Annotated in this window: 12 protein-coding genes; 6 read left to right on the top strand and 6 right to left on the bottom strand. The window is 67.7% G+C overall.

The window, feature by feature from the left end; translation table 11 throughout:
- Positions 1-121: 121 nt before the first annotated feature.
- From OG963_RS04980 to OG963_RS04955, 6 genes are all read right to left on the bottom strand, one after another.
- Positions 122-874 (bottom strand): ABC transporter ATP-binding protein, encoded by a 753-nt coding sequence (locus OG963_RS04980; RefSeq protein ID WP_327420388.1) that lies wholly within the window; start codon positions 872-874, stop codon positions 122-124.
- Positions 871-2706: an ATP-binding cassette domain-containing protein gene (locus OG963_RS04975; protein ID WP_371798540.1), complete on the bottom strand. Its 1836-nt coding sequence runs from the start codon at positions 2704-2706 to the stop codon at positions 871-873. Before OG963_RS04975 ends, OG963_RS04980 begins: the two co-directional genes overlap by 4 nt.
- A complete protein-coding gene (locus OG963_RS04970) occupies positions 2703-3572 on the bottom strand; it encodes a branched-chain amino acid ABC transporter permease (protein ID WP_319740824.1) in 870 nt (289 codons plus the stop codon). The genes OG963_RS04975 and OG963_RS04970 overlap by 4 nt, the downstream gene beginning before the upstream one ends.
- 67 nt (positions 3573-3639) lie before the next feature.
- The gene (locus OG963_RS04965) at positions 3640-4794 is read right to left on the bottom strand and encodes an ABC transporter substrate-binding protein (protein WP_319740823.1); all 1155 of its coding nucleotides are present in this window, start codon (positions 4792-4794) and stop codon (positions 3640-3642) included.
- A gap of 5 nt (positions 4795-4799) precedes the next feature.
- On the bottom strand, positions 4800-6548 hold the full coding sequence (locus OG963_RS04960) for a thiamine pyrophosphate-binding protein (RefSeq protein WP_371798539.1): 1749 nt from the start codon (positions 6546-6548) through the stop codon (positions 4800-4802).
- Positions 6545-8047 carry an aldehyde dehydrogenase family protein gene (locus OG963_RS04955; RefSeq protein ID WP_319740821.1) on the bottom strand — a complete coding sequence of 501 codons (1503 nt, stop codon included), beginning with the start codon at positions 8045-8047 and terminating at the stop codon, positions 6545-6547. The genes OG963_RS04960 and OG963_RS04955 overlap by 4 nt, the downstream gene beginning before the upstream one ends.
- Positions 8048-8259: 212 nt before the next feature.
- Here OG963_RS04955 and OG963_RS04950 point away from each other — a divergent pair, with 212 nt between their 5' ends.
- The 6 genes from OG963_RS04950 (at position 8260) to pqqA (ending at position 15180) form a co-directional block, all read left to right on the top strand.
- Positions 8260-9027, top strand: a complete 768-nt coding sequence (locus OG963_RS04950; protein ID WP_319740820.1) for an IclR family transcriptional regulator — start codon at positions 8260-8262, stop codon at positions 9025-9027.
- 55 nt (positions 9028-9082) lie between these two features.
- Positions 9083-10282 carry a CaiB/BaiF CoA transferase family protein gene (locus OG963_RS04945; RefSeq protein WP_371798538.1) on the top strand — a complete coding sequence of 400 codons (1200 nt, stop codon included), beginning with the start codon at positions 9083-9085 and terminating at the stop codon, positions 10280-10282.
- On the top strand, positions 10279-11121 hold the full coding sequence (locus OG963_RS04940; RefSeq protein ID WP_371798537.1) for a citryl-CoA lyase: 843 nt from the start codon (positions 10279-10281) through the stop codon (positions 11119-11121). The genes OG963_RS04945 and OG963_RS04940 overlap by 4 nt, the downstream gene beginning before the upstream one ends.
- Before the next feature lie 180 nt (positions 11122-11301).
- Positions 11302-13452: a PQQ-binding-like beta-propeller repeat protein gene (locus OG963_RS04935; RefSeq protein WP_371798536.1), complete on the top strand. Its 2151-nt coding sequence runs from the start codon at positions 11302-11304 to the stop codon at positions 13450-13452.
- Between the two features lie 299 nt (positions 13453-13751).
- Positions 13752-14744, top strand: a complete 993-nt coding sequence (locus OG963_RS04930) for a ThuA domain-containing protein (RefSeq protein WP_319740816.1) — start codon at positions 13752-13754, stop codon at positions 14742-14744.
- 304 nt (positions 14745-15048) lie between these two features.
- Positions 15049-15180 carry a pyrroloquinoline quinone precursor peptide PqqA gene (gene pqqA / locus OG963_RS04925; RefSeq protein ID WP_319740815.1) on the top strand — a complete coding sequence of 44 codons (132 nt, stop codon included), beginning with the start codon at positions 15049-15051 and terminating at the stop codon, positions 15178-15180.

Raw genomic sequence — 15180 nt, 5'->3', positions numbered from 1 at the left:
CGTCCACACGGCAGTGAACTCGCAACCTGGTTTCCTCGACCAGCCGCTCGCCTAGCGGCTGGTCGAGGTACAGGCGGGACGTGAATGTGTAAACAGCCGCGGCGGCTCGGCCTCAACCCGCTCATAGCCCGAGGTAGATCTGCCGTACCCGCTCGTCGTGCGCGAGCTCCTCTGATGTGCCGGACATCGCCACCGAGCCGTTCTCCATCACGAGGCAGTGACTGGTGACCCCGAAGGTCAGCTTGGCGTTCTGTTCGACCAGCAGGAGACCGAGCCCTTCGCCCCGCAGGCGGACCAGGATGTCCAGGACGTTCTCGATCAGCTTCGGTGAGAGCCCCATCGAGGGTTCGTCCAGCAGCAGCAGCCTTGGCCTGGACATGAGCGCCCGGCCGATGGCCAGCATCTGTTGCTGGCCGCCCGACAGATCACCGGCCGCCCGGCTGCGGAAGTCCCGCAGAATAGGGAACAGGTCATACACGTGCGCGAGGGTGTCGCGCGTTTCTCCCTTCCATGACCGGTGGTAGGCGCCGAGCATCAGGTTCTTTTCGACGGAAAGTCCGGGAAATACGTGCCGGCCCTCCGGGACGTAGCCCACACCGTGCCGGACCATGTCCCGAGCTCGCACCTTGCTGAGGTCGGTGTCACCGAGGGTGATCCGGCCGCTGCTGCGCGGGATGAGCCCCATGAGCGCCTTGAGCGTGGAGGTTTTGCCGGCACCGTTTGAGCCGATGATTCCCATGGACTCACCAGGGGCGACGCTCAGCGCCACCGATCTGACCGCGCAGACGCCCCCGTAGTGGACGGTCAGGTCGGTTACGGCGAGGCTGTCAGTGCCGGTGTCGGCTGCGGAGGGCCCGGCGGCGGTGTTGGTCATCGCGAAACCTCCGGTGCAACATGAACAGGTATGTCGTCCGGCGTCGAGTCGCCGAGGTACGCCTCTATGACCTCGGGTGTAGCCGCCACTTCGGCGGGTGTGCCCTCGGCGATGACGGTGCCGGCCGCAAGGACGGTGATCCGCTGACACAGGGACATGACCAGTCCCATGTTGTGCTCGATGAGGACAACGGTGACGCCCTGGTCGCGGATGGAGCGAACGATTGCCGAGAGCTGACCGACCTCCTCACCATTCAGACCCGCCGCCGGCTCGTCCAGGAGAAGCAGACTGGGCCCTCCCGCCATGGCCCGCGCGATCTCGATGCGGCGCTGGATTCCGTACGGGAGCGACTGCGGATGTGCGTCCGCGAAAGCGGTCAGTCCGTACTCATTCAGGATGCGGTCCGCCTTGGCCTGCAACCGGTGTTCGTTGGCGAGGACGCCGACGGGCCACACCGCGTACTGCCAAACCGTTGTGGTGCGGGACCGGTCGAGGACGACGAGGATGTTCTCGCGGACCGTCATCTGGGAGAAGAGGCGCAGGTTTTGGAAGGTGCGTGCCATTCCGGCCAGGGACAGCTGATACGGGCGTGCCCGGCCGATATCGCGGCCGACGCCGGCGACTTGGCCTTCGGAGGGCCGGTACAACCCGCTGATCACGTTGAACAGGGTCGTCTTGCCGGACCCGTTGGGGCCGACGATGCCGCGGATCTCTCCCTGTTCCACTGTGAGGGTGACGTCGTTGAGCGCGGTCAGCGCACCGAACCGCTTGGTGACGTGGCTGATCTCCAATGCCGGCCCGCTGTCGGCTCCCCTGCGCGAAGCCTGGTCCGCAGGGATGGCCTCGGGCAGGTAGGGCCCAAGCTCGGCGGCGCGCACGTCTTCGCTCTTCCTGCGGCGGCTGATCGCTTCCCGGATGCGTTCGGGGATCCCGGCGATGCCGGTAGGAGCGAATACCACCATCAGGACGACGACGATGCCGTATCCGAGCTGGGCGTAGACGGCGAAGTCGACGAGGGCCTCGCGGATGAGCACGAGGCCGACCGCGCCGACGACGCATCCGACGAGGCTGCGCCGGCCGCCGATGATGACCATGGCCAGCAGCAGGAACATGTTGCTGAGGCTGAAGGTCTCGGGTGCCACGTATCGGATGAGTCCGGCGTAGAGGATGCCTGCCACTCCGCCGTAGGTACTGGCAAGGAGGAACGCGGTCATCCGCAGCAGGGGGATCTCTGCGCCCATGGCACCGGCTGCCAGAGCGTCGTCCCGCATCGCGCGCAGCCGGCGACCGAGCCGGGTCCGCACGACGAAGGCACCGAAAGCGAGGGCGATCGCGAAGACCACGATCTCCAGGTAGTAGTACATGTACTCGTCGGCGAGATCGATCCCGAAGAGCGGCGGTACCGGGATGCCCGATATGCCGTCCGCTCCTCCGGTGATCTTTGCGTTGGTGATCCAGTTGACGAATCCCAGCGCGAGGCCGAGCGTCACGATGCCGAGGTAGTGGGACTGCATGCGCAGGGCCGGCAGGCCCACCAGCAGGCCCACCAGCATCGTCGTCACGATACCGAGGATCGCGGCGGTCCAGAAGCCGTATCCGGAGTGGGTGGTGAGGATGGCGGTGGTATAAGCCCCGACGCCGAAGAAGGCTACTTGGGCGAGGTTGATCTGACCCGCGACGCCCATGACGAGCCCCATGCCGACGGCGAGCAGCGCAAAGATGATTGCGATGTCCACCACGTGAATGGAATAGCTGTTCAGGCCGTACGGCAGCGCATAGGCCACTACGCACGCCAGCAGGATGAGCGCCGGCTTTGACTTGAGCATGCTCATGCCCGGCTCACCGTCCTCTCGCCGAAGATGCCGGTCGGGCGGATCATGATGGCCGCGGTGAAGACCAGAAAGGTGACCAGGACGCTGTAGCCCTGGAAGTGGTCGCCTGCATAGGAGTCCAGGACCCCGATGGCCAGGCCTCCCACCACCGCTCCAGGAATGCTCCCGAATCCGCCGAGCATGGCTGCGGCGAAACCTTTGACTCCCAGGGCGCCCCCCAGGGTGGCGTCGACGTAGAGCATGGGTCCTGCGAGGCTGCCGGCGAGAGCCGCGATGCCGGCGCCGATCGCGAAGGCGAGGGCGTTGCTGCGGCCCACGTGGATGCCAACAGCGGTTGCGGCCTCGTGGTCCATGGCCACCGCCTGCATGGCGGCCCCCGGCTTGGTGCGCTGGAGGAACAGCGTGAGCAGGACCACGGATACAGCGGTGATGGCGATGACCATCAGGTCGTACGTGCGAATCCGGATCCCCATGATCTCCAGGGGACCGGAGGTGATCGGCGAGGGCATGGCTCGACCGGTGGTGCCCCAGATCAGCGTAGCGGCGGCCTGGAGGACGGTGCCGAAGCCGATGGTGCCGATCAGCATCAGGTCGAAGTCCTTGTTCTCCAGCGGGCGCAGGACCCGCTCGATGATCAGACCGATGATGCCCGTGACGACGATGGAGATGACGATGGCCGCGGCAAATGGTACGTGTGAGGTGAGGTAGAACGTGGAACAGGCGTAGGCGCCGATCATCGCGACATCGGCATGGGCGAAGTTGACGAGGCCCATGGTGCGGTAGACGACGGAGAAGCCGACAGCGATCAGGGCGTAGATCGCGCCCAGGCTGAGACCTCCGACGAGGGTTTGCAGAGTGACTTGCATGGTGGCTCCCTGAAGCCGGTGCGGAGGCTGGCTTTCGGCTCGACGGGCTGACTGAGCGGGGCGGCCCTTACTGAGCGGCGGAGAGCTTTCCGTCCTTGATGATGCCGATAGTGGTCTTGAAGATGCCGACCCCGGTCTCGTCGTAGGCGAAGTCTCCGAGCAGACCCTGGTACTTGGTGGCCCGGATCTCGTCGGCGAGCTTCTTGCCGGTGGCCATGCCACTGTTCTTCAGCGCGGTGAGCATGATGTTGGTGCCGTCGTACGCCTTGGCTCCGTGCAGTTCGGCGTCCTTGCCGTACTCGGCCTTGTACGCGGTGGCGAAGGCGCGGCTGGCGTCACTGATCTCATTACTGAGGTAGGGCGAACTGACGATGGTGTTCTCGGCGTTCTTTGCGCCCGCCGTCTCGATGAAGACCGGTGTGCCCTGCGGGGCGGCGCCGGCGAACGGTGCGGTGATGCCGAGGTCGCGGGCCTGCTTCACGATCAGGCCGGCTTCGACTTCCTCGGAACCGAGGAAGATCGCGTCGGGCTTGGACTGCCGTATGCGCGAGAGGGAGGCGCTGAAGTCCTTCTGGTCCGTGGTGACGACCTGGTCGGTGACGGGTGTGATGCCCGCCTTCTTGAGCGCGGCGGTGAAGGCGTCGTGCTCGCCCTTGCCGTAGGAGCCGTTGTTGGAGATCATCGCGATCTTCTTGAACTTCTTGGTGGCGACCAGGTAATCGGCCAGCGTGGAGTCGTAGGTGGTGCTGGTAGGCCCGTTGAGGAAGAGGAAGGGGCTCTTGACGTCGACGAGGGCGGTGGCCTGGCCGGAGGTGATGTTGGGGATTTCTGCCTGCTTGAGGATGGGGGCCATGGCCACGGTGACTGCGCTCTCCGCGGTACCGATCATCGCCACGTAGTTCCCGCTGTCCAGCTTGCGCGCGATGTTGGTGCCGGTGGTCGGGTCGCCCTGGTCGTCGAAGACTGTCAGCTTGATCTTGCGGCCGTTGATACCGCCCTTCTTGTTCCACTCCTTGACCGCGAGCTTGGCACCCTTGGCCTCCCAGTCACCCAGGGAGGCGAGCTGACCGCTCTGTGCGTCCACCACAGCGATCTTGATTGGTCCGCTGCTGCCGGCGTCGTCCGAGGAGGAGTCACCGGGGGCGCTGCACGCGGAGGCCGCGAGGAGGACGCCGAGGGCGGCGGCCGGAACGGAGAGGGTGCCGCGGGTTCTTGCGCGCATGGGAATCATCCTTCGTCGGGGAAGTTGCCGTTGTAGATGTCGTTGATGTTCCAGTGGCCGGGCGTGGGAACCGGCTCGTTGACCATGGGGATGTCGATGACGGCGGGCCGACGTCGCTCCACCGCGGTGGCGAGCACCTTCGCCAGGTCCTCCGCAGAGGTCACCTCGTAGCCGTCGGCCCCGCAGGATCTTCCGTACGCGGCGAAATCGGGGCTGTAGGGCTTGCCGTCCGGGCCGGTGAAGTCACATCCGTACCCCCGGCCGTAGTTCGAGCGCTGGAGGTCGGAGATGGTGCCATGGGCCCGGTTGTTCATGACGGCGAAGATGACCGGCAGGCCCTGTTCCACCGCCATCGGCACGGCCGGGAGCTGTGCGCTCATCCCGCCGTCGCCGATGAGAGCGACAACCGTGCGTTGCGGCTGAGCCATCTGGACGCCCACTGCGGCGGCGGGGCCGAATCCCATGGTGGACGCGCCGCCGGGGGTGATGAACTTGCCCTCGGGCGGCAGGTCGTAGGACTGCGCAACGCCGTTCTTGTTCCAGCCGACGTCGGTGACCAGGATCGCGTCGGCGGGGAGGCTGGCACGCAGATCGGCGAGTATGCGCTGGGGGTGCAGCGGGAAGTTGTCGCTCGCTCCGTTCTCGGTCGCCAGATCGAAGAGTTCGGCCCTGCTGACCGCGATGGTCTCGCGCAGTCCCGGACGGGTCAGGGGCTCAGGTCGGAGCGCCCGGACGGCTGCCTCGATGGCGCGCACGGAGTGACCGACGTCGGCGACCGCCCCGATCTCCACCGGGTAGTTGCGGCCGATTTCGGCCGGGTCGATGTCGATCTGGATGAGCTTGCTCGGCGGGAAGTTCCACGTGTAGGCAGGGTCCCAGGAGCTGGCGTCGGTCTCCGCGAAGCGGGTGGCGAGGGCCAGCACCACGTCGGCGTCCTTGGTGTGGGCGTGGGTGGAGTCCAGGCCCCAGAAGCCGGGCATGCCGAGAAGTAGCGGGTGGCGGTCGGGGATGGCTCCCTTGCCCATCAGGGAGTGGGCGAGCGGGATGTCGAGGTGCTCGGCCAGGGCGAGGAGCGCCTGCTTGGCCGCGGGGGCGCGCAGGCCACCGCCGAAGTAGATGAGGGGGCGCTCGGCGTCCAAGAGCGCCTGGGCTATGCGCCCGGCGGTTTCCTCGGCGAGGCCGGGGAGGGCACTGTCGGGTATTGCGTGCGATCCGGGGGTGTACGGCTCGACCTGCCGTGAGAAGAGGTCCATGGGGACGTTGACGAGTACGGCGCCGGGCCGGCCCGAGGTCGCGGTCCAGAAGGCGCGTTCCACGGTGCGATGGAGGTCGAAGGTGCGCTGGACGGGCCAGGCGCGCTTGCAGAAGGGCCGGTAGATCGCGGTCTGGTCGGCGTCCGCGTGGAGGTTGACCTCCTGGTGCGGATGACGGCCGTAGTAATAGGAGGGGATGTCGCCGGAGATGACCACGAGCGGGACGGAGTCCATGGCGGCCGTGGCGACACCGGTGACCGCGTTCATCATGCCGGGGCCGACGTGGGTGAGCAGGACGCCGGGCTTGCCCGAGGCGCGGGCGTAGCCGTCGGCGGCGTGGGCCGCGGCCTGCTCGTGCCGGGCGATGACGAAGTGGATGGAGCTGGGCCCAAGCGCGTCGAGGAGCGCGATGTTGGTGTGCCCGCAGGTGCCGAAGACGTACTCGACGCCGTACGACTCCAGTTGCGTGACGAGGGCTTCAGCGGCGGTAACGGTGGTCACTGGTTCTCTTTCGTGAGGTCATGGCGTTCGCCCCAGATGGACAGGCCTCGGAGCATGAGGGTCTTGACGACCGTGTAGTCGTCGATGAGCCAGCGCGGCGATTCGCGTCCGAATCCGGAGTCCTTCACGCCGCCGAACGGAATGTGGTCGAGGCGGAAGTTCGACGTTCCGTTGACGATGAGTCCGCCCACTTCGAGGCGGCGCCAGGCGGTGAAGATGCGGTTGATGTCGTGGGTGAAGAGACCGGCCTGCAGCCCGTAGCGGCTGGCGTTGCACTCGCCGAGGACCGTGTCGAAGTCGTCGTACGGCATCACGGCGACGAGTGCGCCGAAGACTTCATGAGCGACTACCGAGGCGTGGGCGGGTGGGCCGGCGATGATGGTCGGGGCCGCCGTGGCCCCCTTGCGGGTGCCGCCCCGGAGTACGGTGGCTCCCAGCTCGGCGGCCTCGGCCGACCAGCGGACCACACGCTCCGCCGCGTCGTCATCGACCATGGAGCCGATGTCGGTGGCCAGGTCCATGGGGTCACCGATGACCAGCTTGTCGACCGCCGCGGCGAAGGCGTCCAGGAAGTCCGTGTAACGGCTGCGGTGCACATAGACGCGCTGGACGGAGATGCAGCTCTGCCCGGAGTTGCTGTATCCGGTGCGAGCCGCCGCCTTGGCCGCGGCTTCGATGTCGGCGTCCTCGCAGATGATGGTGGCCGCGTTGCCGCCGAGTTCGAGGGCGAGCCGCTTGGCGCCGGCGGCGCGGGCGACGGCAGCCCCGGTGGAGGCGCTGCCGGTAAAGCTGATGACGTCGATCTCGGTGGCTGCGCACAGTGCGGCACCGACTTCCCCCCCTCCGTGCAGCAACTGGACTGCCTGATAGGGCATTCCGCTGTCCAGCAGTAGGGCCACCACGGCCGCCGAAATGGCTGGGGCCTGCGGGGGCGCCTTCACCAGGGTGGTGTTGCCCGCGGCGAAGGAGGCGCCGAGCTTGTGCGCCAGGAGATTGGCCGGTGCGTTGAACGGGGTGATGGCGAGGGCGACCCCGGCGGGAGCGCGGTAGGTGAAGGCGCTGTTGCCGACACCGGTGTTCCAGCCCGCGATCGGCAGGGTCTCCCCGTCGATGCGGCGAGCCTCGGCCGCACAGACCTCGAAGGTGGAGGCGACCCGTTCGATTTCTATGCGGCTGTCCTTGAGGGGCTTTCCCAGCTCCAGGGCGAGCAGCCTGGCCAGTTGATCGCGGTGGGCCAGTGCGGCGGCGGAGGCACGCTGCAGGATCGCGGCCCGCGCCGCCGGAGCGAGCGAGGCGACCTGGGGCGCGTAGCGGCGGGCATCGGCCACGGCCTGGTCGATCTCGGCCGGCAGTGCGGTGGGGGCCCGGCTGACGGCCCGTCGCAAGTAGGGGCCGCGCCGCTCGGCCCAAGGGCCTTCGCCCGACCACGCTCCGGCAAGGAAGGGAAGTGCGTCGACGACTTCTGCGTCGCCAACAGACTTGAGGAGGACTTCCAGCATCACGTCTCCATGTAAGCCATCTAGCGGTTTTCGTAGACCGCCTTGTGGACTGGCGTGTAACGTACGGGCGCTGGTTGGGCTTGGCAATAGCCCGGGCGAAAGAAGTTGAATCCTCAGGTTTCCCGCCGATTCGGCGCGAGTGCCCCCACGAGCACCCCGGCCCGCCCTGCTCCTAGCCACACTGTCGGCACAGACCACACGAAGGAGAAAACATGGATTCCGAGCAAGGACAGAGCGGCGTACGCAGCGTGCGCCGGGCCTTGGACATCCTGTCGCTGCTGACCGAGGACCAGCCCGTCGTCTCCCTCAGAACGATCGTGGAGGCAACCGGGCTAGCGAAGACCACCGTGGTCCGGCTGGTGCAGACACTGGAGAGCTACGGGCTGCTGTGGTCCACCGACGCGGGCTACACCGCGGGCCCGGGACTGTGGCGCTGGGCTCATCTCGCCCAGGGCAGCTGGGAGTTGCCGCCGGAGACGACAAAGGCACTGAGAGCGCTGGCAGACCGGCGCGGCGAGACGGCGAACGTGATGATCCGGCGCGACATCCACCGCGTCTGCGTCGCACAGCAGGAGAGCCCCCAGCCGCTGCGCCATGTGGTGCGGGTGGGTGACGAGCTCCCGCTGTGGGCGGGCGCCTCGTCCAAGGTGCTGCTGGCCGGTGCGAGCGACGCCCTGCTGCAGCGGATCGCGGCGGCCTCGCCGCACGGCACACCTCACGTCGAACAGCTTCGGGAGTGGATCGACCAGGCTGCACAGCAGGGATACGCACTCAGCCAAGGCGAGCGCGACGTCGGCCTCACTGCCGTGGCCGTGCCGCTCACCACCTCGTCGGGTGTGGTGGTCGCCGCACTCTCGCTGAGCGGGCCCACCGCACGCATCACCCAGAACTCGGTCGAGGATTTCGTCCAGGATCTCCAACAGGTGGCTGGACAGATCATGTCCCAGGGATTCGATCATCCTCTGGGGCCTCGGAGCTGACGACCGTGCCGGACAGCGGCGCCGGCCACCGGCGCCGCGTGAGGAGACACCACCCATGGATGCGCGACCGCTCGACGACATAAAAGTGCTGGACCTGACGAACGTCCTGGCCGGTCCCTACTGCAGTTACCACCTCATGCTCCTCGGGGCGGAGGTCATCAAGATCGAGCGCCCGGGACAGGGCGACCTGGCCCGCAACCTCGGCCCCGACGCCGATCTCAACCGCGCCGGTATCGGCGCTTCGTTCCTCGCGCAGAACGCGGGCAAGAAGTCCGTGGAGCTCGATCTCAAGGACCCGGCCGACCGCGCGGTCTTCGAGGAGATGCTGAGCGGCGCCGACGTTCTCCTGGAGAACTTCCGCGCCGGCGTCCTATCCCGGATGGGATACGACCAGGAGCGGCTCGATCAGATCAATCCGCGCCTGGTCTGCTGTTCCATCTCGGGCTTCGGTCAGACCGGGCCGATGAGCGACGCGCCGGCCTATGACCAGATCATCCAGGGGCTCTCCGGGATGATGAGCGTCACCGGCACCGTCGACACCGCCCCGCTACGGGTCGGCTTCCCCGTGTGCGACACGACCGGCGGACTGTCCGCCGCCCTCGCGGTCAGCGCCGCCCTGCTGCGCCGGGAACGTACCGGACAGGGCAGCAGACTGGACGTCTCCATGCTGGAGACGTCCTTGTCGGCCATGGGTTGGGCCGTCTCGAACTATCTGGTCAGCGGTGTCCCGCCGGAGCCGATGGGGGACCAGAACGCCACCGCCGCACCTTCGGGGACGTTCCGTACCAAGGACGGGCCGCTCAACATCGCAGCCAACCAGCAGCGCCAGTTCGAGACACTGTGCCGTCTGGTCGGCGCCCCGGAGCTCGTCACGGATCCCCGGTTCGCGGAACGTGAGGGACGCAAGACCCATCGCGACGCGCTCAACTCCGCTCTGAACGAGGCGCTTTCACTGCGCTCCGCAGCTGAGTGGGAGGAGGTACTGACACCTGCCGGGGTACCTGCGGCGCGGGTGCTCACCGTCCCGCAGGCCTTGTCCCAGCCGCAGTTGCGGCACCGGGGCTTCGTCACCGAACTGCGAAGGCCTGATGGGTCGGGCACGGCCTTGCCCGTGCTCGGCAGCGGGGTGCTCTTCGACGGGGAACCGTTCCTACCCCGTACACCGCCGCCGCTGCTGGGCGAGCACAACTACGAGCGCGAGCAACTGGCCTCGCGCTGGTCCTCTACCGCCGCGAAGGAGGCGACAGGCTCATGAGTACATCCGCATCCACTCACGACGAGGCCGCACAGTGGTGGGCCACCGCCGTCAGCCACATCGAACCCGGATCCATCGAGCTGCGGGACCGGCCGGTACAGGACCTGATCGGCTCGGTCGGCCTGGTGGACATGATCTGGCTACTGCTGCGCGGCGACCTTCCCTCTCCCAGACAGTCCGCTCTGCTCGAAGCGGCGCTCGTGGCAGGAGTGGATCACGGGCCGCAGGCACCCTCGATAGCCGCCGCCCGTATGGCCGCGACCTGCGGCGTGGGCCTCAACAACGCGGTCGCCACCGGCGTCAACATGCTCGGCGACGTCCACGGCGGCGCGGGCCAGCAGTGTGTGCAGATGCTGGAGGAGATCCGCGCGCTCCACCTGACCGGCGCGGACTGGGACGCTTCCGCCCGTGAGGTCATGGCGCTATGGCAGGCCCGCTCCCGCTACCTCCCCGGGTTCGGCCACCGCTTTCATCCGCTCGACCCGCGCCGCGATCCTCTCCTGCGGCTGACCGAGGAGGCCGTCGCCTCCGGGGTCGTTGCGGGCGACCATCTCCAGGCGGCTCTCGCGGTCGAACGGGCTCTCAGGCGGCGCCGCGCCGGCGCCCGCCCCGTCCCGATGAACATCGACGGCGCCACCGCCGTCATCTACGCCGAACTGGGCTTCCCCGCACCGCTGGCCAGAGGACTGTTCGTGCTGAGCCGGTCGGTGGGCATCCTGGCCCATGCGTGGGAGGAGACCGGACAGGGCCGCAGGAACAAAGGCCCCATCCCCCGCTCCGTCCTCCCGGCCCGTCTCAAGCCTGTGGATCCGGCCTCCGCCGAGGAATCCGCGTCATAACCCTTGTCACGCAACTGCAGTGTCCTTAACGTATGGAACCACTTCCCGGGGACCATCATGCGGGTTAAGCAAACCGCACAGCGGACCATGATCCGCTTCCCCGCTCTCTCTCCCCCTCACCTCCAACCGGACCACCAGGTGGACCCGGACTCGGCAAGGGCACGTCATGAAAGAGGGTTCATGGACAGACGCAGTTTTCTCGCCAGTGCGGCGGCCGGCACCACAACGGCTGTCGCCCTCCTCAACTCGCCTGCCCAGGCGGCCGAACCGGGCGGCGGAACGCTGGCCCTGCCCGTACCGAAGCAGGCGTTCAAGCCGACGGACAGCAACTTCCCCAAGGCGGGCGGCAACCTGGCCAACCAGAACTACTCGGCCCTCAAGAAGATCACCCCGCGCAATGTGAAGCAGCTCGGTGGTGCCTGGCACATCAACCTGGAGGGCGGTGACACCGGCCGCGCCCAGCAATGCGCTGTCGTCGCCCAGGACGGCGTTCTCTACATCGCCACCACCCAGCAGAACATCTTCGCCGTCAACGGGCGTACCGGGGCCGTCAAATGGAAGACGAACGTCGGCAGCGAGACGACCAACATGCGCGGGGTGGCCCTTGGTCAGGGGCTCGCCTTCACCATCTCCGGTGCAAACATCATCTACGCCCTGGACCAGCGCACCGGCGCGGTCGTGTGGACCAGGGAAATGCTCATCGAGGACCAGGGCGACCCAGGATGCGACCCCGCCAGCGGCCAGTGCGGCGGCAGCAAGGGCAGCCTGGCCGGCGCTGTCGTCTACTGGGACGGCCTGATCTACGTGGGCACCCAGGGAAGCACCGCGGGTGCCCGCGGCCGCGGCTACGCCCTGAACGCTGCGACCGGTGAGGTCGTCTGGACGTTCTGGGGTACACCCGGCCCCGGCGAGTTCGGCCACGACACCTGGGAGGGCGACACGTGGAAGACCGGTGGCGCAGTGTGCTGGATCCACCCGGCGGTCGATCCCGAACTGGGCCTGGTCTATTGGACGTTCGGCAACCCTTACCCCCGCACCGATGGCTCCACCCGGGGTGGTGACAACCTCTTCGCCAACTGCCTGGTGGCCATCGACGCCAAGACAGGGGAGCGGCGCTGGCACTTCCAGTCCGTGCACCACGACATCTGGGACTACGACGGTGTGATGTCGCCCGTGCTCGCGGACATCCAGATCGAGGGGCGCAAGCGCAAGGTCGTCGTGTACGGAAGCAAGACCGGGATGTACTACATACTGGACCGCGCCACCGGCGATCCGGTGCACGGCATGGAGGAGCGCCCTGTACCGCAGCACGCGGCGCAGAAGACCTCACCCACCCAGCCGTTCCCGGGCGGTGAGCCTTTCGTCGAGACCGAGCCGCGGATCGACAAGGCAACTCGCCCGGTGCCGTTCTACGCCACTGGCGGGCTCTTCGAGGTGCACTGGGACCGGCCGACCATCCTGTATCCGGGCGCGGGCGGAGGCGCGGACTGGTCCTCCCCGTCCTTCAGCCACCGCACCGGGCTGGTTTACGTGGGATACGGGCTGATCAACTCCGCCTACTCCAACACCCACGACGGCCGCGTCAACACCGCACGCCCCCTCGGCGAGTACTTCGCTGGCGGAGTTGCCGCAGTGGACCCTCGCACCAACACGGTCTCCTGGCGGCAGGAGGGCGACTGGTCGCTCGCCCACGGAAACGGCGTACTCAGCACCGCGGGCGGCGTGCTCTTCCAAGGGCGTCCCGACGGCGTCCTGACCGCCCTCGACGACGCGAACGGCAAGGAGCTGTGGACCTGGCAGTGCGGCGCGGGCGTCAACACGAGCCCGATGACGTACGAGATCGACGGCGAGCAGTACGTGGCCGTGCTGGCCGGCGGTAACGGACTGCCCTACCCGGACATCCCGCGCGGCGACCACCTGTGGGCCTTCAAGGTCGGCGGCAAGGTCGGCCCGGCCCCCGCGCCCGTGCCCCCCTCCAAGCGCAACCAGATCCGGGCAGCGGCGGTCAGCGGCAGCGCAGCGGGCAACACCATCACGTTGGGCCGCGTCTGGGACAACGCCAAGGGCGCCCCAGGCACCGCCGAGAACCTGGTCTCGCAGAACGCCATGTCACCGCAGCATCTCACCGTCCCCCGCGGCACCACGGTCACGTTCACCAACCCCGCGACCAACAAGACCGCCCACGGCGCGGCCGCCTTCTTCGAGGCCGAGTTCGACACGGGCCTGCTGATGCCGGGCGAGTCGTACACGCACACCTTCGACACTGCGGGCGAATTCTTCTACAACGACCCGGTCTCCCCGCAGAGCACGGGCAAGATCGTCGTCTCCTGACCTCTCACTTCCCGGGCCGCGCACCACCCGCCGGGCGAGTCCGTTACACCCGCACAACATAACCGGCCGCGTCCGCCACCACACCGGATGCCGCCCCGCTTCCCACGCCTGCCGGCCGCTGACGCAGTGCGCGGATGATCGGCACATCCAGCCCTTCCGGCCGGGCCCGTCCGGCATGCCCCGCACACCCCGCGCGGCGGCCTAAATCGCACGCGGGCGTCTCACCACCGGCCCGCAGGCTCTCTCATTTCGCCAGGTGCCACTTTGGCGCGCCACCGACAACAGAAGGAAGCACACCCATGCCAGGAAGAACGCTCCGAGCGAGAGCGCTGAGCACCCGCTCGGCCGTGCTCGCCACACTGGGAGCGACGATCGCCATGGTCGTGGCGCTCATCGCCACCGGCACCCTCAGCTTCGCCCACGGACGGGTCGGCACCGGGGCCACGGAGCTGGGCGACCCGGATTACGGGGTCTGCCGTGGCTTGGATCCCGACTGCTACCACGACTGGGGCAACTTCGACCCGGCCAAGGGCTACCGGATCCTGCTCTACACCCACACGGCGGGACCCCGGCACGCCAACCTCGGCCCCGCGCTGGCGACCGGGCTGAACCCTCCGATCACCGACGCGAACGTGGTCCAGAAGGCCATGCTCAAGCTGGGCGAGCAGGGCGGCTTCCAGGTCGACTACACAGAGGACGTCACCCAACTCGCCTCCCCGAACACGCTGTTCAAGTACAACGCGGTGGTGTTCTTCTCCACCAGCAGGGACGCACTGGACGACGCCGCCCAGACCTCCCTGCGGCAGTACGTCCGCGGCGGCGGCGGATTCGTCGGCATCCACAACGCCTTCGGAACCGAGTACAACTGGCCCTGGTACGAAGGCCTGCTGGGCAACGCCAACTTCTACGACCACGGCGCCGCACAACCGGGCACCGTACAGACGATGGACCGCAAGGACGTCTCCACCAAGGAGCTGCCGGCACGGTGGAACTTCACCGACGAGTGGTACAACCTGGTCCCCGCTCCCACCAAGGTCCGGGTCCTGGCCAAGGTGGACGAGAGCACCCTGGCCAAGGGAGTCGCCGGCAACTACAACCACCCCGGCCACGGTGACAACCACCCAGTGGCGTGGTGCCAGTACTACGACGGCGGCCGCTCCTGGGTCACCACGCTGGGCCACGACGCGAAGGAGTTCACCACCGACGGATCCTTCGCCGGTGCGGCCGAGTTCCAGAAGCTGATCACGGGCGGCATCCAGTCCGCCGCAGGCATGAAGCCCTTCTGCAAGTAGCACCGGGCACAGTCCGGGCATGCCGGCGGCACGGCTGTGCCATGCCGCCGGCATGCCCGCAAGCACGCAGCAGCAGGCGAAATCAGGGCCTTCCCCCCTCTTGCTCCCGGCCATGAACCCTGCCTAACGTATGAGTCGATCCACCTGACGGACCACCAAGACCGCCCAGTGGTTGGTTGATAGTTCGCCGCAGCATGGTCCGAGATCCTCCCCATCTGTGTCGCAGCCGGCGATACGCCCCTCCAGAGCCTCCTCGACCGATTCCGCGCGCATCCATTTCCGCTCCGCCGAAAGGACACCCGTCATGCTCGACTCGAACGTCACCCCCGACCAGCAGGCCCTCACCGCGCCCACCGCCGACGCCTGGGCCACGCCGGACTTCACCGTCATCGAAACCGGCATGGAGGTCACCGCCTACTACCTCAACGACCTCTAG

Source organism: Streptomyces sp. NBC_01707 (assembly GCF_041438805.1).
Taxonomy (GTDB): Bacteria; Actinomycetota; Actinomycetes; order Streptomycetales; family Streptomycetaceae; genus Streptomyces.
Note: the sequence above shows the minus strand (reverse complement) of the source record. Positions and strands in the feature narration are given on the sequence as shown.